This window comes from Leucobacter sp. VD1 (assembly GCF_037150695.1).
Classification (GTDB): Bacteria; Actinomycetota; Actinomycetes; order Actinomycetales; family Microbacteriaceae; genus Leucobacter.
On record NZ_JBBCPO010000002.1, the window covers coordinates 695,947 to 713,549 of the forward strand.

15 protein-coding genes and 2 tRNA genes are annotated in these 17,603 nt (G+C 67.9%); 10 read left to right on the top strand and 7 right to left on the bottom strand.

The features are described from left to right. Positions 1-115 precede the first annotated feature (115 nt). Together WFL22_RS08590 and WFL22_RS08595 are read right to left on the bottom strand one after the other, a co-directional pair. Positions 116-985, bottom strand: a complete 870-nt coding sequence (locus WFL22_RS08590) for an exodeoxyribonuclease III (RefSeq protein WP_336992305.1) — start codon at positions 983-985, stop codon at positions 116-118. Positions 986-1,004: 19 nt separating this feature from the next. Beyond that, the gene (locus WFL22_RS08595; RefSeq protein WP_336652291.1) at positions 1,005-1,883 is read right to left on the bottom strand and encodes an exodeoxyribonuclease III; all 879 of its coding nucleotides are present in this window, start codon (positions 1,881-1,883) and stop codon (positions 1,005-1,007) included. Positions 1,884-2,026: 143 nt separating this feature from the next. Here WFL22_RS08595 and WFL22_RS08600 point away from each other — a divergent pair, with 143 nt between their 5' ends. The 4 genes from WFL22_RS08600 to WFL22_RS08615 all read left to right on the top strand — a co-directional run bounded on the left by WFL22_RS08600 (position 2,027) and on the right by WFL22_RS08615 (position 4,653). Then, positions 2,027-3,373: an LCP family protein gene (locus tag WFL22_RS08600; protein WP_336992307.1), complete on the top strand. Its 1,347-nt coding sequence runs from the start codon at positions 2,027-2,029 to the stop codon at positions 3,371-3,373. Between the two features lie 111 nt (positions 3,374-3,484). Next, positions 3,485-3,556: transfer RNA gene (locus WFL22_RS08605), tRNA-Thr, on the top strand. A 27-nt stretch (positions 3,557-3,583) separates the two neighbouring features. After that, a tRNA-Met gene (locus WFL22_RS08610) sits at positions 3,584-3,657 on the top strand. 159 nt (positions 3,658-3,816) lie between these two features. Further along, the gene (locus WFL22_RS08615; RefSeq protein WP_336992309.1) at positions 3,817-4,653 is read left to right on the top strand and encodes a class I SAM-dependent methyltransferase; all 837 of its coding nucleotides are present in this window, start codon (positions 3,817-3,819) and stop codon (positions 4,651-4,653) included. 15 nt (positions 4,654-4,668) lie between these two features. On the opposite strand, the gene WFL22_RS08620 is transcribed toward WFL22_RS08615, so the two are convergent. After that, entirely contained in the window at positions 4,669-5,931 is a 1,263-nt protein-coding gene (locus WFL22_RS08620) for a D-alanyl-D-alanine carboxypeptidase family protein (RefSeq protein ID WP_336992310.1), read from the bottom strand. A 197-nt stretch (positions 5,932-6,128) separates the two neighbouring features. Here WFL22_RS08620 and WFL22_RS08625 point away from each other — a divergent pair, with 197 nt between their 5' ends. Then, positions 6,129-7,313 carry an acetyl-CoA C-acyltransferase gene (locus WFL22_RS08625; RefSeq protein ID WP_336992312.1) on the top strand — a complete coding sequence of 395 codons (1,185 nt, stop codon included), beginning with the start codon at positions 6,129-6,131 and terminating at the stop codon, positions 7,311-7,313. Here WFL22_RS08625 and WFL22_RS08630 read toward each other — a convergent pair. Then, positions 7,300-8,571 (bottom strand): MFS transporter, encoded by a 1,272-nt coding sequence (locus tag WFL22_RS08630; RefSeq protein WP_336992314.1) that lies wholly within the window; start codon positions 8,569-8,571, stop codon positions 7,300-7,302. The two genes, WFL22_RS08625 and WFL22_RS08630, sit on opposite strands and share 14 nt — an antisense overlap. Positions 8,572-8,639: 68 nt before the next feature. Then, on the bottom strand, positions 8,640-9,410 hold the full coding sequence (gene ddaH, locus WFL22_RS08635; RefSeq protein ID WP_336992316.1) for a dimethylargininase: 771 nt from the start codon (positions 9,408-9,410) through the stop codon (positions 8,640-8,642). Between the two features lie 262 nt (positions 9,411-9,672). Here ddaH and WFL22_RS08640 point away from each other — a divergent pair, with 262 nt between their 5' ends. The 5 genes from WFL22_RS08640 to WFL22_RS08660 all read left to right on the top strand — a co-directional run bounded on the left by WFL22_RS08640 (position 9,673) and on the right by WFL22_RS08660 (position 15,692). After that, positions 9,673-11,928, top strand: a complete 2,256-nt coding sequence (locus WFL22_RS08640; protein WP_336652284.1) for an ATP-dependent Clp protease ATP-binding subunit — start codon at positions 9,673-9,675, stop codon at positions 11,926-11,928. A 159-nt stretch (positions 11,929-12,087) separates the two neighbouring features. Further along, positions 12,088-13,020, top strand: coding sequence for an aldo/keto reductase (locus WFL22_RS08645; RefSeq protein WP_336992318.1), 933 nt, complete (start codon positions 12,088-12,090; stop codon positions 13,018-13,020). 191 nt (positions 13,021-13,211) lie between these two features. Then, entirely contained in the window at positions 13,212-13,805 is a 594-nt protein-coding gene (locus WFL22_RS08650; protein ID WP_336992320.1) for an excalibur calcium-binding domain-containing protein, read from the top strand. A 196-nt stretch (positions 13,806-14,001) separates the two neighbouring features. Then, positions 14,002-14,970, top strand: coding sequence for an aldo/keto reductase (locus WFL22_RS08655; RefSeq protein ID WP_336992322.1), 969 nt, complete (start codon positions 14,002-14,004; stop codon positions 14,968-14,970). A 35-nt stretch (positions 14,971-15,005) separates the two neighbouring features. After that, positions 15,006-15,692 carry a TrmH family RNA methyltransferase gene (locus WFL22_RS08660; RefSeq protein WP_336652274.1) on the top strand — a complete coding sequence of 229 codons (687 nt, stop codon included), beginning with the start codon at positions 15,006-15,008 and terminating at the stop codon, positions 15,690-15,692. A 66-nt stretch (positions 15,693-15,758) separates the two neighbouring features. Here the strand turns inward: WFL22_RS08660 and WFL22_RS08665 are convergent, their stop codons facing one another. Continuing rightward, entirely contained in the window at positions 15,759-16,607 is an 849-nt protein-coding gene (locus tag WFL22_RS08665; RefSeq protein WP_336652273.1) for an ABC transporter permease, read from the bottom strand. After that, positions 16,604-17,599 (bottom strand): ABC transporter ATP-binding protein, encoded by a 996-nt coding sequence (locus tag WFL22_RS08670; protein WP_336992324.1) that lies wholly within the window; start codon positions 17,597-17,599, stop codon positions 16,604-16,606. The genes WFL22_RS08665 and WFL22_RS08670 overlap by 4 nt, the downstream gene beginning before the upstream one ends. Positions 17,600-17,603 lie beyond the last annotated feature (4 nt).

Sequence of the window (17,603 nt, forward strand, 5' to 3'; positions counted from 1 at the left end):
GAACGGATTCGGCGACTGCCGGAAGAACGAGGGGAAGATCGGGGGCGGATCGCGCCGCGCTGGGGCGCCAGGCCCACTCACGCCGAGCGAGGCCGATCTTCCTCTGATTTCGGTGTCAGAGCCGGTAGTCGGCGATGACGGGCGCGTGATCCGACCATCGGGTGTCGTAAGAGGGGTAGCGGTCGACCCGGTAGTCGGCGACGCGTTCGCCGAGTGCGGGGGTGACGACGTGGTAGTCGATGCGCCAGCCCGTGTCGTTATCGAAGGCTTGGCCGCGGTTCGACCACCAGCTGTAGGGGCCGTCGACCTCGCCGGCCCAGCGGCGACCCACGTCGATCCAGCCGTGGCCGGGGCCTTCGGAGCCGTCGACGCCCACGACGGTTTCGCCGCGCGGGCCGAAGAAGCGGTCGAAGTAGGCCCGCTCGCGGGGGAGGAAGCCGGATCGCTTCACGTTGCCGCGCCAGTTCTTGATGTCGAGTTCGCGATGGCCCACGTTGAAGTCACCCACGATGGCGACGTGCTCGCGCTCGTCGGCGAGCTCGTTCATGCGCACGCCCATCGCGTCGAGGAACGCCCACTTGGCATCCTGGCGGGGGGTGTCGACCTCGCCGGAGTGCGTGTAGTTGCTGACGACCGTGAGGGTGCTGTCGCCGAAGGCGAAGTCGGCTTCGAGCCAGCGCCCTGACGACTGCACGCTCTCCTGCGCGTCGAGAGCGCCGAGGCCCACGCGGTGGGCGACGGCGGGGGTGCGGCTCAGAATGGCGACGCCGGCGCGGCCCTTGATGGCGCAGGGATCATGCAGCACATGCCACCCGCCGTCGTCGGCTGCGGCCACCAGCTTCGCGATGTCGGCGTCAGCGGCGCGCACCTCCTGCAGCGCGACGATGTCGGCACCCGAAGCGTCGAGCCACTCGCCCATCCCCTTGCGGAAGGCGGCACGAATGCCGTTCACGTTGACGGATGCGACGCGCATGAAGTCAGCCATGCGACCTAGTTTATGCGGCTCAGAACACCATCGGGCGGTCGTACTCGTCTTCGAAGGTGCCGCCGAGCAGGTCGACGTCGATGTCGCAGACGACGGGCACGTGATCGCTGGGGGAGTCGCCCTTGCGTTCATCGCGCTCGATGGAGGCCCCGGTGACCGCGTCGGCGAAGGTGCGAGAGCCCATGATGAAGTCGATCCGCATGCCCTCGTTCTTGGGGAAGCGGCCCGCTTTGTAATCCCAGAAGGTGAACCCCTCGGGCACGATGGGGCGCACCACGTCTTCGACGTAGGGTGCGAAGGAGGCGAACGTGGCCCGCTCTTCGGGTGAGACGTGGGTCGACGCACCCACGGTGAATGACGGGTCGCCCATGTCGGCATCGAGGGGAGCGATGTTCCAGTCGCCCATGAGCGCGAGGGGGAGATCGGGGTCTGCATCGAGCCAGGAGTGGGTGGCTTCGCGCAGCGCATCGAGCCAGCTCAGCTTGTATGCGAGGTGCGGATCGCCGAGCGCGCGCCCGTTGGGCACGTACAGGCTCCAAAGTCGCAGATCGCCCACGGTGACACCGAGCGCGCGCGCTTCGAGGGGCAGGCCGTTGGGCCCCACACCCTGCGTGTCTTCCTGCCCCTTCACGGGCTTGCCGAAGCCTGGCATGCCGGCGAAGGAGCGCTCGACGTCGGTCATCTCGTGGCGGCTCGCGAAGGCAACGCCGTTCCACTGGTTGAGTCCGTGGATCTCAAGCTGATAACCCGCCTGCTCGAACGCCTCGACGGGGAACTGGTCGGGGCGGCACTTGATCTCCTGCATGGCGAGCACGTCGATGTCCTCGCGCACGAGCCAGTCGGCGACGCGGCCGAAACGGGTGCGGATCGAATTGACGTTCCAGGTGGCGATGCGCATGGCCCCAGCCTAGCGGGGCGATTCGGGCCGGGGCCGATCCGCAATTCCAAGGGCCTGTTCAGTCGCTTCCGGTATTTTTGGAGGCTCACCATGACCGAGCGCGCCTGAAAACTGTGGCGCGCTCGACGAGGACGGGAAGTTGCATGGCCAAGAATCACGCTGCAGGTATCGGGCGTTCGAGCTTCGTGCGCCACGGGAAGCTGCGCCGTTCGAATAGTTGGACGAACGCGATGCGGATCTTCCTGACGGCGGCGATCGTGGTCGCGCTGAGCGGCGTCGCGACCGTGGCCTATGCGGTGTGGGGTCTGGTGCAGGATGTGCGCACCGTCGACCTCGGCAACGAGGCTTCGGCGGAGCTCGTCGGTGCCGGCAGCCAGTCGTTCGACGGCCCGCTGACGATTCTCCTCGTGGGGTCTGACACCCGGGCGGGGCAGTCGTATCAGGATGGCGAGGAGGGCGAACTCAACGACGTCAACCTCATGCTGCACGTCTCGGCCGATCACAAGAACGCCACCGTTGTGAGCTTCCCCCGCGACCTAATGGTGCCCTTCCCCAGCTGCCCCGGCCCCGATGGTGAAGAGGGCTACTACTCCGCGATGAGCGAGCAGCAGCTCAACTCGGCCATGATGTACGGCGGTCTGCCCTGCGTGGCGCGAGTGATCTCCGAGCTCACGGGGATGGAGATCCCGAACGCCGGCCTCATCACCTTCGACGGTGTCATCGGCGTCTCGAACGCGCTCGGCGGTGTTGATGTGTGCCTCACGCAGCCGATCGTCGACCCGGCAACCGAACTCGACCTCCCTGCCGGAAACGTGACCTTGCAGGGCCGTGAGGCGCTGCAGTTCCTGCGCACCCGGCACGGTGTGGGCGATGGCGGCGACACGAGCCGCATCAGCAACCAGCAGGTCTTCATGTCGGCGCTCGTGCGCAAGCTGCAGAGTTCCGAAACGCTCTCCGATCCGGTGAAGGTGTACAGCCTTGCGAAGGCCGGCGTCGACAACATGACCCTCTCGAGCAATATGGCGAGCGTGCAGTTCATGCAGCAGGTTGCAGGCACGGTGAAGGACATCGACCTCGACCGCATCAACTTCGTGCAGTACCCCACCTTCACGCACCCCTACGAGCAGGGTCGCCTCACCCCCGATCGCGCGAGCGCCGATGCGCTTTTCCAGGTGATTCAGAGCGGGCAGCCGTTCGAGGTCACGGGTGTGGGCAAGGGTGTCGACGACGCTGCCGCCGGTGATGCTGCCGCCGAGGTGGACCCCAACACCGGTCTGCCGATCGACCCGGCCACGGGCCTGCCGATCGACCCCGCTACCGGCTGGCCGATCGACCCCGCCACGGGCTGGCCGATCGATCCGGCGACGGGCACGCCGACCGATCCCGCAACGATTGCTCCGGCCGCTGAGGGCCCGGTGCAGCTGCCAAGCAATATCACCGGGCAGCCGGCGAGCAAGCAGACCTGCTCGGGCGGTCGCACGGTCTATTGATCGAGGCCCGCGTCGCCGCGACACGCGCGTGCGACGCGGGATCCCGCGTCGATTTTCTATTTGCGAACAAGTAGTGCTATTCTCTAACGGTTGTCATCGCAAGGTGGCTTCGCCCCGATAGCTCAGTGGTAGAGCACTTCCATGGTAAGGAAGGGGTCGCCAGTTCAATCCTGGCTCGGGGCTCTGACTCTCTGGGTCATTGGCCGATATGGCTGAGTAGCTCAGCTGGTTAGAGCGCACGACTCATAATCGTGAGGTCGCGGGATCGAGCCCCGCCTCAGCTACGGAGAGTCACACAAAACCCCTGGTTCGCCGGGGGTTTTGTGGTTTCCAGTGACGTCAGGCTGGGCTCGTGGGGCGGTCGCCGACTACGCTGTGACGAGAGATCGCACCGCGGCACCGCCGGGGTCGCCGGCGGTCCATCCTCGACGAGACGGGCTCTCATGACCATCGACTACATCGCGGCGAACCGCGAAAACTGGGACGACCGCGCCGAACTGCATGCCGCCCGTGATGGCAGCGGCTATGAGGCGCAGCGTTACATCGAACAGGCAGAGGCGCTGTCCGACGTGGTGCGTTTCGACATGCCGCTTCTCGGAGACATTGATGGTCTGCGCGCCGTGCACCTGCAGTGCCACATCGGCACCGACACGCTCTCCCTCGCGCGGCTCGGTGCCCAGGTCACCGGGCTCGACTTCAGTGAGCGTGCCGTGGCTGAAGCGCGCCGGCTCGTGTCCGAAAGCGGCGACGCCGTCGACTTTGTGCAGGCCGACGTGCGGGCAGCCGCCGAGGCGCTGCCGAACGGCGCGTTCGATCTCGTCTACACGGGCATCGGCGCGCTCTGCTGGCTTCCTTCAGTGGAGGAGTGGGCGCGGGTCGTAGCCGCGCTGCTTGCCCCCGGCGGCTTCTTGTTCATCCGCGAGGGGCACCCGATTCTGTGGGTGATGGATGAGTCGCTTGACGATGACCTGCACCTGCGCTTCCCCTACTTCGAGCATGAGGCGCCCACGGAGTGGGACGACGACCAGAGCTATGTGCCCACGGCCAAGCCGGTGCAAGCGTCGAAGACGTACGAGTGGAATCATTCCCTCGGCGAGATCGTGACAGCGCTCATCAAAGCGGGGCTCCGCATCGACTTGCTCGTCGAACATGACAGCGTGCCGTGGGAGGCACTGCCCGGGCAGATGGTGCTCCGCCCCGGAGGGGAGTGGGCGCTCGCCGAGCGCTCGGGCGTCATGCCGCTCAGCTACACGCTGCGGGCGAGCAAAGCTCGGGTGTGACGCGCGCCGTCGCAGCTACCAGCTGAAGAGCTCGGCGGGGTGGGTGAGCCGCCACCACAGTTCTGGTTCCGTGACCGGGGCTGAGGCCACCACGGCGACCTCTTCCACGGGTGCGGGCGCTTCGACGGTGATCGTGCCGACCCGGGCCCCAGCCTTGCCGAGCGCCGCAACGTCGACGGTCGCGGCCCGCGTTGCCTGCTCGCCGGGCAACATCGTCACCACGCCGTTGCCGGCAGCGACAATGGGGATCCGCGCACCGTCAACGGTTACAGCCTCGGCGACCGCCGCGCCCTGCTCCACCACCGTGATGGCCTGGGGGAGCGTGTCGAGGGCAGAGAGCATGTCGCGGCCCGACTGCGCTCGGGCCGCCTTCGAATCACGGCCGAGCGTTACTGCCAGCTGCACGACCTCGCGTCCGTCGACGTCGACCTGCTGGGCGACGGCGAAGTTGAAGCCCGCGGCCGCCGAACGGCCCGTCTTCACGCCCACGATCCCCGGCATTTCGGTGATCAGCGGGTTCGTGTTCTCGACGACGCCGATGCCCCAGGGCATCTCAATCGATGCGGTGCTGGTGAACTCCGCAATGGTGGGGTTCTGCAACGCGAGCCGGGCGATGCGCAGCACGTCGGGTGCGCTGGCCATGTTCGCCTCGTCCATGCCTGTCGGCTCGACGAACTGCAGCGATTCCAGGCCGTGCCGCTGCTTCCAGTCGGCGACGGCGGCAAGGAAGGCGTCGTTGTCGCCGAAGGTCCAGTAGGCGTAGGCCGCGGCGTAGTCGTTGGCCGACGGCAGGAAGATGAAGTGCAGCATCTGCCGCAGTGTGACCTCGGTGCCGACGGGGATCGGGTAGGCGACGCCGTCGAGCGCGAGGTAGCCGTCCTGTCGTGCGCGATCCGCCTCCGTCCAGGTGTAGACCGGGCCCTCAGCGCCTGGCTCAAGCGGCTGCGCCTCCATGCACACCAGCACGGTGATCAGCTTGGAGATGCTGGCGAGCGGATAGGCCGTGGGGTCGTTCGCCCACACCTCGTCGCCGTGCAGGTAGCCGATTGCGGTGGGCAGGTTCTGGGCGTCGACGGCTGCCTGAGCGGCTGCGGGGTCTGCGCTGACTGCCGCACTGTCGTTGCCCGCGGTGAAGGCGGGGCTCAGTTCGATCGCGGGTGCCGGCAGCGGGGTGAGCGCGCAGGCCGCTGTGTAGCCGCCGGCGGCGAGGGCGGTGGCCGCGCAGACTGACAGGGCGATGATGCGGGCGCGGCGGGCCCCGGTGCGACTTCGGTTCACGCCTTCCAGCGTAGGGGGCGAGGAGGGTGCGCCGGTGCCGCGGGGGAGGCACGGGCGCGGCGGCATGCACAGGGGTAGCGCTGCAGACTGTGCCAATGCGCAGTGGAGCTGCCGAGCTGATCGGGCAGAATGGCCGTGATGGATCGCGGCGCTGCGCCCGATCCGGCGCTCGCCCACCGCTTCCGAGGAGGTCACCCATGACCGCACCCCACTCCGCCCTGATCGCAGGCTACGCCCGCACGCCGTTCACGCGTTTCACCGGTCAGCTCGCCTCCCAGCCTGCGACGGAACTCGGCGCGCACGCGGTGCGTGCGGCGCTCTCGCGGGCCGGGATCGCCGCCGATCAGGTAGATGCGGTGGTGGCTGGCCAGGTGTTGCAGGCCGGTGCCGGGCAGAACCCTGCCCGTCAGACGGCGGTGGCTGCGGGGATTCCGATGGGGGTGCCCGCGATCACGCTGAACGCGGTGTGCCTGTCCGGCACGGAGGCCGTGTCGCAGGCGGCGCGGCTCATCGCGGCGGGCGAGGCCGATGTGGTGGTGGCTGTGGGGCAGGAGTCGATGTCGCTCGCGCCGCACGTCATTCCGCTGCGGGCCGGCACCAAGTACGGCACGGCCCAGCTCGTCGACACCGCCGACCATGACGGACTGACCGACGCTTTCGACCAGGTGGCGATGGGCGCGCTCACGGAAGACGGCAACACGCCGCTCGGGCTGACGCGCGAGGAGCAGGACGCCTTCGCTGCCGAGTCGCACCGCCGCGCGGCCGAGTCGGCTGAGTTCTTCGCGGGTGAGATCGAGCCCTTCACAGTGGTGTCGCGGCGGGGCGACACCGTGGTCTCGGCCGATGATGGCATCCGCGCCGACACCACGTCCGAGACGCTTGCGGGCCTGCGGCCAGCCTTCGCGAAGCAGGGCACGATCACGGCGGGCAACGCCTCCCAGATCACTGACGGCGCTGCGGCGCTGGTGCTCGTCAGCGAGGCCGCGGCGAGCCGCCTCGGGGTGACCCCGGTGGCGCGCGTCGAGGCGACCGCGTTCGTTGCGGGGCCCGATACTCAGCTGCACTCGCAGCCGGCACGCGCAATTGCTGCGGCGCTTGCGAAGCTCGACGGCGTGACCGCCGATGATCTTGCGGTTGTGGAGATCAACGAGGCTTTCGCCGCTGTGGGTGTGCAATCCACGCGCGAGCTGGGTGTGGATCCCGCGATCGTGAACCGGCATGGCGGTGCGATCGCGCTCGGTCACCCAATCGGGGCTTCGGGCGCGCGCATCGTGGGCACGCTTGCGCGGCAGCTCGCAGAGCTCGGCAGCGGATCGCTCGGCGCCGTCGGCATCTGCGGCGGCGGTGGGCAGGGCAGCGCCGTCGTGCTCAGCGCGGTCTGAGGTCAGAGCCGAAGACCATGCGCTCGCGAGCGAGCAGCAGCCCCGCGCAGAACTGCAGGCCGACACCGGCGAGTATCACGAAGAGCGGCGGAACCCAGCTCCCCGTCGCGCCGTAGAGCACCCCGAACAGGACAGGCCCGACAGCGGCGATCAGGTATCCCACGGATTGCGACATGCCAGATGTTGCAGCGGCCGTCGCAGCATCTGTCGAGCGCTGAGCCATCAGTGTGAGCGACACCGTCAAAGCGCAGCCTGCTGAGAAGCCCGAGAGAATCAGCCATGCCAGCAATGCGGCGGGTGCGAGGATGAGGCCCACGGCACCGGCGGCCGCGATGACGGGCAACAGCACCGGGAGGATTCGCCGCATTGCTCCGCGAGAAATAAATGGCGCGGACAATGAACCGAACATGCCGCAGACGTGGAACACCATCACATGGAGGCCCGCTGTCACGGGATCTGAACCGCGTGAGAGGTCGAGCGGTGCAAGCCAGGTGGCCCACACGTAGAAGGTCGAAGACTGGGTGCCCATGTACACCGCGATGCTCCAGGCGACAGGATCGCGCCAGATGCGACTGCCCAACCGTGAGGCCATACCCGAGGAGGGCTCGCCCTGAACAGTGGCGGAAACGCTTGTCGTGTCGCCCCCGCCGCGGTGCTGCGCCCGGCGAGTCGCGACTACCCACATCACCAGAGCGGGCGGCACCATGGCCCCTGTAGTGAGCAGGGCGATCCGCCAACCCACAGGTTCACCCGAGGCCATCGATGCGTGGGCGATCGGCGCCACCATGCCGGCTCCGACCGCAGCGGCCCCGCTCAGCAGGGTCGAGTAGGCGCCCATCACCAAGGGCACACGCCCCCCGAAATCCCGCTTGATTGTTGCGGGCAGGAGCACGTTGGCGACGGCGAGTGCGGCGCCCACGAGCGCGGTACCCAGCCAGAGATTCGCCTGTGGGCCAGGCAGTGAGCGCCAGACCGTGCCGAGAGTGAGTGCCGCGAGTGAGCCCGCCACCGCGGCGTTCGGACCGATTCGTGCTGATAGCGCCTGTGCGGCTGGTGATACGACGGCCCAGGTGAGCAGCGGGATCGAGGCCAAGAAACCCAGAGATGCGGGCGTGACGCCCTGATCCGCCGCGATTTCATCGAGCAGTGGCCCAACGCCCGTGATCGTCATGCGCATGTTGACGGCGACCAAGCAGACCGCTACGAACAGCAGCGCCCAAGGCGTGCCAGAGACACGGGCATCACGTTGAGCGTTCACCACGCGACACTATCGCAAGGAACTATCGCGGGTGAGAAGCGGCCCCTGCCCGGGGCCGCCGACCGCCCCTAGTCGAGGCAGCGCACCCGCACCGACAGGCAGGTGGGGCAGCCCTCGAGCTTCTCGTACTCGGAGATGGCGACCTCGGTCACGGAGTAGCCGAGATCGCGCAGCATCGCCGCGGTCTGCGGTGCCGACGCCGAGATGAGCAGTTCGGAGTCGCTGAGGCAGACCACCGCGGTGCCGTGCGGTTCGGGCACGGGCAGGAAGGCGGGGAAGATGCCGGGGTTGTCGACGAAATCGGGGTAACCGATCACGGTGCCATCGGGGAGGGCGGTGACGGCGGTCTTCAGGTGCAGCACCTTCGTGACTGGCACGGCCACGACCCTGCCGCCGAGCGGGGCGAGGATGCGACGCAGCTGCGCGATGCCCTCGGCATTGGTACGGCCGCCGCGACCTACGTAGACGGTGTCGCCGACCTTCAGCACATCGCCGCCGTCGAGGGTGCCTGGCGCCTGAATCTCGACAACGGGGCAGCCGAGCGCTTCGAGGGCGCGTCGGGTGCCGGCGGTTTCGGGCTTGCGGCTGTCGGCACCGGGGCGCGAGATCACGGCCACGTTGCGGAACATCACCACGGTGTCTTCAATGAAGACGGAGTCGGGGCAGTCGTCGGCGGGATCGACCTCGACGGTCTGCCAGCCGTGCTGCTGCAGCGCGGCGACGTAGCCCCGCCACTGCTCGCGCGCCGTGTCAAGATCGACGGCGACCTTCTCGATGTGGTCGACGATTCCGTCGTCGAGCAGGCTGCTGGGCTGGCGCACGAGGGCGATCTTCGACATGGGTGGGCTCCTCCGAGGTTGGGACGAATCTCTCACCAGGCTAGCGGTCGCGGGTGACGCCCTGCGTGAGCCGGCTCTGTCGCCTGGCTCTTTTCGCCGGGCGGGGCCGGATTGCGCAGGCCGTGGCGGGTGGGGGACAAAAGCGATCCGCCGCAATCCCTAGCGGAATGTCGCACCCTCAAGTAAACTTGAGTCATAATCACTCAAGTTTGTGGCTGCCCGGATCGGGTCGCCGCAGCCTGCTGAACCAGAAGGGATCCAGATGCAAGCAAACTGGCAGCCCGCCCAGGGCGAAGAAGGGCAGTCCGCCCTCGAGCAGTTCGGCGTCAACCTCACGGAAGTCGCCCGCTCGGGCAAGCTCGATCCGGTCATCGGCCGCGACAGCGAAATCCGCCGCGTGAGCCAAGTGCTCACCCGCCGCACCAAGAACAACCCCGTGCTCATCGGCGAACCAGGCGTCGGGAAGACCGCCGTCGTCGAAGGCCTCGCCCAGCGCATCGTCGCCGGCGACGTTGCCGAATCGCTCAAAGACAAAGAACTCATCTCCCTCGATATCTCCGCGCTCATTGCCGGAGCGAAATACCGGGGCGAGTTCGAAGAGCGCATGAAAGCCGTGCTGCAGGAGATCAAAGACTCTGACGGCAAGATCATCACCTTCATCGACGAACTGCACACCCTCATGGGCGCAGGCGGCGGCGAATCCTCTGTCGCGGCCTCCCAGATGCTCAAGCCCATGCTTGCCCGCGGTGAGCTGCGGCTCATCGGCGCCACCACCCTCGACGAATACCGCGAGTACATCGAGAAAGATGCGGCCCTCGAACGACGCTTCCAGCAGGTCTACGTGGGCGAGCCGAGCGTCGAAGACACCATCGCGATCCTGCGCGGCCTCAAAGAACGGTACGAGGCACACCACAAAGTGACCATCGCCGACTCCGCCCTCGTCGCCGCGGCAAGCCTCTCGAACCGCTATATCACGGCCCGGCAGCTGCCCGACAAGGCGATCGACCTGATCGACGAGGCGGCCTCGCGTCTGCGCATGGAGATCGACTCGGCCCCGGTGGAGATCGACGAACTGCGCCGCGCCGTCGACCGAATGCGCCTCGAAGAGCTCGCGTTGAAGAAGGAGAAAGACGCCGCCTCGAAGGAACGCCTCACGAAACTGCGCGACGACCTTGCCCAGAAGCAGCGCGAACTCGACGGCCTCGAAGCGCGCTGGGAGCGCGAGCGAGCCTCCCTGAACCGCGTCGGCGAACTGCGCGAGAAGCTTGATCAGCTCGGTATGCAAGCGCAGGTCGCACAGCGAGAAGGCAACCTCGAACGGGCGTCCCGGCTGCTCTACGGCGAGATCCCCGTCATTCAGAAGCAGCTCGCCGAAGCCGAGCAGGCCGAGCTCGCCGACGAAATCGACGGCGAACCCCGTATGGTCAACGACCAAGTCACCGACGAAGATATCGCGGGCGTCGTCGCCGCCTGGACCGGCATCCCCGTCGGCCGGCTGCTGCAGGGCGAGACAGAGAAGCTGCTCGCACTCGAAAGTGAACTCGGCAAGCGCCTCGTCGGGCAGACGGACGCGGTGCGCGCGGTCGCCGATGCGGTGCGGCGCACGCGGGCAGGAATCGCGGATCCCAATCGTCCGACCGGCTCCTTCCTCTTCCTGGGGCCCACCGGTGTAGGCAAGACCGAGCTCGCGAAAGCGCTCGCCGAGTTCCTCTTCGACGACGAGCACGCCATGGTGCGCATCGACATGTCCGAGTACGGCGAAAAGCACTCGGTGTCACGCCTCGTGGGCGCCCCTCCGGGCTACGTCGGCTACGAGCAGGGCGGTCAACTCACCGAAGCCGTGCGCCGGCGCCCCTACTCGGTGGTGCTGCTCGACGAGGTCGAAAAAGCGCACCCCGAAGTGTTCGACGTGCTGCTGCAGGTTCTCGACGACGGTCGCCTGACCGACGGCCAGGGCCGCACCGTCGACTTCCGCAACGTGATCCTGATCCTCACTTCGAACCTGGGCTCGCAGTACCTCATCGACCCCGATCTGCCGTGGAGCGAGAAGGAGTTCGGTGTGCGCGAGACCGTGCGCCGGGCGTTCAAGCCCGAGTTCATCAACCGGCTCGATGAGATGGTCATCTTCCGGCCGCTGTCGGAGGTTGATCTGGCGCATATCGTTGATCTCTCGGTCGACAGGCTGCAGGCCCGGCTCGCCGATCGCAGGCTCACCCTCGGCGTCACGCCCGAGGCGCGGGCGTGGCTCGCGTCGCGCGGCTACGACCCGATCTACGGTGCGCGCCCGCTGCGCAGGCTCATGCAGCATGAGATCGATGACAGGCTCGCGAGGGCGATCCTCTCTGGCAGTGTGCATGACGGTGACGCGGTGCGGGTGGACGTGGCCGCCGGAGGTGACGCGCTCACGCTTGAGAGCGCAGGCTCGGTGCCGTCGAGCGGCGTGCCGGGGGCTGGCGGGCCTGGTGGGTCTGGCGGCTCTGGCGATGACGATGTGATCGAGGCCGAACTCCTCGATTAGCCTCCCTGCTTCCCCTGTCCCTTCGGGCGAAGTTCAGGCCGTGGATCGCAGTACAGACTGAGGCTGACGCTGAAACGCTCAGCATGAGTTGCGATCCACGGCCTGAACGTAGGCCGGGTTCGGGGCGAAGAGGAAGCGGGGGCGGAGTAGCCTGACCCCATGCGTACCTTCACCATGCCAGGCACTGAGCTCGCCGTCTCTGATGTGGTGCTCGGGCTGATGCGGATCCAGCACCTGGGCGACCAGCAGCTGCGCGCGCTCGTGAGCGCTGCGGGCGATGCCGGCATCACCGTGCTCGACCACGCCGATATCTACGGAGACGGCCTGCACGGCTGTGAGCGTCGTTTCGGCGAGGCAATCAAGTTTTCGTCGTCTGAGCGGGAGCGCTGGGTGATCCAGTCAAAGGCCGGGATCGTGCCGCAGGGCCCCTACTTCGACCATTCCTACGAGCACATCATGGCGACGGTGCACGGCTCGCTCGACGCCCTCGGCACCGATTACCTCGATCTGCTGTTGCTGCACCGCCCTGACGCTTTGGTCGAGCCGGAGGAGGTAGCTCGGGCCTTCGACGAACTCGAAGCCGCAGGCAAGGTGCGCACCTTCGGGGTGTCGAATCACACGCCCCGGCAGATCGAATTGCTGCGCAGGTATGTGCGTCAGCCGATCGTGGCCAATCAGATGCAGCTCTCGATCACGCACGCGCCGATGGTGGCGCAGGGTCTGGCCGCCAACATGCAGGGCCTGCCGCAGTCGGTGTCGCGCGATGACGGCGTGCTCGACTACTGCCGCCTGCACGACATCACGGTGCAGGCGTGGTCGCCCTTCCAAGCTGGCTTTTTCGATGGCCCCTTCCTCGGGTCCGAGCGGTACCCCGAGCTGAACGCCGTGATCGACCGGATTGCTGCGGATCGCAGGGTGCCGCCGGAGGCGATCGCGGTGGCGTGGATCACCAGGCATCCCGCGCGCATGCAGGTGGTGCTCGGCACGACCTCGCCCGAGCGTGTGGCTGCTGCTGCGCTCGGCTCCGAGGTGCGGCTGACACGCGCCGAGTGGTACGAACTGGTGCGCGCCGCCGGCTACACCGTGCCGTAGCCGTCCGCGGATCCGCACCCCGCCCCGCACATCATCGAGGTCACTCGTGTGGCCGTTTCGACCCACGCGAAACGGCCACACGAGTGACCTCGACGAGCTAGAGGCTGCTCTGGGCACTTGCCCGCGCTCATTGCGCTCCCTAAGATCACGGGAGGCGACCATAGGGTTTTAAAGCGGATGGACAGGTCAAGATGTCAGAGTTCACAGTGCCGATCGGAGCCGTGCAGGCTACCCAACTAGAGCCGGAAGCGCCGAAGCGCCGAAGCCGCTGGCTGACCGTTGGGCTGCCGATTGTCGCTGGCCTTCTGGTGCTGGGCATGGGCACTGGCATTGGCTCCTCTGGTTCCAAAGCGGAGATCGAAGAGTTGCGCGCCTCAGCAGCCGAGTTGCAGCAGCGACTTGATCGGGCCGAAGCGGCGACTGAGCGCGCTGAGACTCGAGTGCGCGCGGCCACAGTCTCGCTCGAAGGTGCCCAGGCACGCGAAACCGAGCTGCAAACGAAGCTCGCTCAGCAGGTCGAAGCCGCGCGGGTGCTGACGGAGGAAAAGACTTCACTGACGGATCAGAACTCCCAGCTGTTGTCGCGGGTGACCGAACTGGAAGCGGCGAGCGCGAGTGCCGCAGCAGCACCGTTGCCGTTGGCCGCAGCTCCTGCTCCGCAGCCAGCCGCCTACTACGCGAACTGTGCTGCGGTGCGCGCCGCTGGGGCTGCCCCGCTCTACAGTGGGTCGCCGGGGTACAGCCGATCGCTGGATCGCGACGGCGATGGCGTGGCCTGCGAGTAGCGTCCCACGGATCCGCACCCCGCCCCGCACATCATCGAGGTCACCCGTGTGGCCGTTTCGACCCACGCGAAACGGCCACACGAGTGACCTCGACGAGCGAAGAGCGTCGGTAGCCCCGTCGCACGCCGTCATCTGCTGGCCGGGCCGAGGCCCCGCTGCTAGCGTCGGGGGTGCACCGATCGAAGGAGACCTCGCCATGACCGCACCCGCTCGCACCCGCATCGGCTCGTCCGACATCGAGATCTCCGCGCTCGCCCTCGGCGGCAACGTCTTCGGCTGGACGGCCGACCAGGCGACCTCCTTCGATGTGCTCGACGCGTTTCTTGCGGGCGGCGGCGACTTCATCGATACTGCAGACGGATATTCGCACTGGGCGCCTGGCAACAGTGGCGGCGAGTCCGAGACCATCATCGGGGAGTGGGTCGCGGCCCGCGGCAATCGTGACGCGGTAGTGCTCGCCACCAAAGTGTCGACGCATCCGCAGTTCCAGGGCCTCGCCGCCGGCACCGTGCGCGCCGCCGCCGATGCCTCCTTGCGTCGCCTGCAGACCGACAGCATCGACCTCTACTACGCGCACTTCGATGACGCCGACACCCCACTCGAGCAGACGGTCGAGGCGTTCTCCGCGCTCGTCGACGCCGGCAAGGTGCGTGCGATTGGCGTCTCCAACTACTCGGCCGAGCGGGTGACCGAGTGGTTCCGCATCGCCCGCGAGGGCGGCTACCACCTGCCCGTGGCCCTGCAACCGCACTACAACCTCGTGGAGCGCGAGTTCGAGACGAACTGCCTGCGCGACGCTGCCGAGCGCGAGGGTCTCGCGGTGTTCCCCTATTTCTCGCTCGCGAAGGGCTTCCTCGCCGGAAAGTACCGCGACACCGCTGATGCGGCAGAGCCGGGGGCGAGCCCGCGCGCCGGCGATGCGATCTCCTACCTCGACGATCAGGGGCGGGCCGTGCTCGCGGCGCTCGACGAGGTCGCTGCGGCGCACGATGCGCCGGTGGCGGCGGTGTCGCTCGCGTGGCTGCGCGCCCAGCCTACGGTGGCGGCACCGATTGCGAGCGCGCGCACCACCGAGCAGCTGGCGTCGCTTCTCGCCTCGCTCACACTCGAACTCAGCGATGCGGAGCTGGGTCGGCTCACCGCTGCTGCCGGCGGGGTGGGCTGAGGCCGGTCGGGCGGCGTGGGTGGGAGAATGGTGCGGTGAGTCAGCATTCGGATCCCGATCAGCCCAGCACCCCCGACACCGCGGCGGATCCGCACCCCGAACGCACCACTGCCGGCGTCGGGCCCTGGCCCGGCGGCCGCGATGCGTGGCCTACCGAGGATCATTTCGACCCTGAGCTGCTCGAGCACGGCGACACCCGCAACGTGATCGACCGCTACCGCTACTGGCGCATGTCGGCGATCGTGGCCGATCTCGACGAGCACCGGCACCCGTTCCATGTGGCGATCGAAAATTGGCAGCACGATATGAACATCGGTTCGATCGTGCGCAGCGCCAATGCCTTCGCCGCTGACACCGTGCACATTGTGGGCCGACGCCGTTGGAACAAGCGGGGTGCGATGGTCACGGATCGCTACCAGCACGTGGTGCACCGACCCGACGTGGCGGCGCTCGTCGAGTGGGCGCGCGAGGAGGGGATGCCGATCATCGCGATCGACAATGTGCCCGGCTGCGTGCCGATGGAGACGTTCGACTGGCCCGAGCGCTGCGTGATGCTGTTCGGGCAGGAGGGGCCTGGGCTCACTGCCGAGGCGATCGCCGCGGCCGAGGCTGTCGTGGAGATCACCCAGTACGGTTCGACCCGGTCGATCAACGCGAGCGCTGCGGCCGCGATCGCCATGTACTCCTGGGTGGGCCAGCACTCCTCCCTGCGTCCGCGCTGAGGCCCCGCCTGCCCGCGCCCGCGCACGCCGTGAACTGCGGTGAGCGAGGGTGCGGATCGCGGAGCCCTAGGCCACGTCGCGCCGCCAGCGCAGCAGCCAGCCAGCCACCACGGCCGCCACCGCGTAGGCGAGCAGCACGGCGAACCCGGCCCATATGCCGAGCCCGTTCGCGCCTTGCGGCACTGACGGGTCGAGCGACGACAGATTGTTCATCACGCTGGCACCGACGAACGCATCCGTCGCGGCCCCGGGCAAGAACTTCGCGATCTGCGCGCTCCAATCCCAGAACTGCGCTCCCGTGCGCAGCAGCGGTTCGACGAACTGGGTGAAGACGAGCGCGATCACGATCGCTATGGCCTGGTTGCGCACGAGCACGCCGATCCCGAATCCGATGACGGCCCAGATACCGAGGGCCGCGAGCACGCGCGCGATCACAGCCCAGGTTTCGCCAGACCCGAGCATCGGGTCGCCGCCCGTTGCGGCAGTCACGGCCGCCCCAGCGCCCACGGCACCGAGGAGACCGGCGGCGCCGAGCAGCACCCCGAAGACGATCAGCACTGCGGTCTTGCTCAGCAACACGAGGCCGCGGCGCGGTTCGAGCGTGAAAGTGAGCCCCAGTGTGCGGTGCCGCAACTCGCCAGTGGCCATGACCGCGCCGAGCAGCAGCGGCACCACATAGCCGAACGCCGACACTGAGGAGTAGACCATATTGGCGGTGTCTTGCGCAGGCAACTGCGGAGCACCGGCCGCTGAGCCCGTGAGCATATCGCCCATCGCGCTGAACATGAACGCGAACATCGAGGCGATGAACGCGGAGTAGGCCGCGATCACGATCGCGAGGATCCACCACAGCTTGGTGGAACGTACCTTGCGCCACTCGGAGGAGAGGCTGCGGATGACGCGCGAGTCGCTCATCGCGCACCTCCTTCCCTGGGTGTGGCCGAGGATGGCGCGTGGGTCGGGGAGCTTGCAGAGGCGGTCGACGCGGGGCCGGCTGCCTGGTTCGCTGATCCGCCATCAATGAGATCGAGGAAGCTCTGCTCAAGCTCGCTCTCCTCGACACTGAGGTGGGAGAGCGCGATACCGGCCCCCAGGGCGATCTCGCCGACAGTGGCCGGCTCGATGCCGCTCACCCGCATGGTCTCGCCCCGCACCCCGTGCACCTGCGCACCCGCCTGTTGCAGCGCGTGGGCGAGTCCCGGGCGGTCTGCGGCCGAGACGAGCACGGTGCGCTCGCCGTCGCCCTGCTGCAGTTCGGCGAGGGTGCCCGCGAAGGCGAGCTCGCCGCGGCGGATCACCACGACGTCGTCGACGGTCTGTTGCACCTCGCTCAGCAGGTGCGACGACAGCAGCACGGTTTTTCCCTCGCTCGCGAGGTGTCGCAGGAAGAGGCGGATCCAGCGGATCCCCTCGGGGTCGAGGCCGTTGATGGGCTCGTCGAGGAGGAGCACCTGGGGGTCGCCCAGCAGCGCCGCCGCGAGGGCGAGCCGCTGGCGCATGCCGAGGGAGTAGGTGCCGGTTTTGCGGGCGGCGGCGGCTTCGAGGCCGACGAGCGCGAGTGTGTCATCGACGCGCGAGGCCGGCACCCCGATGGCGCGGCGCACGATGTCGAGGTGGGCGCGACCGGTGTGGGCGGGATGGAAGCTGGCGGAAAGGGCGGATCCCACGGTGAGCGCCGGGTGGTCGAGCTCGGTGTAGGGCGTGCCGCCGATGGTGGCCGTGCCGGAATCGGGGTGCAGCAGCCCGAGCACCATGCCGAGGGTGGTGGTCTTGCCCGAGCCGTTCGGGCCGAGGAAGCCGGTGACGCGGCCCGGCTGGGCGGTGAAGCTGAGATCGTGCACTGCCTGCACGCTGCCGAAGCGTTTCGAGAGGTGCGCGACCTCTACGGGTGTGGCCTGCTGGATCATGGAT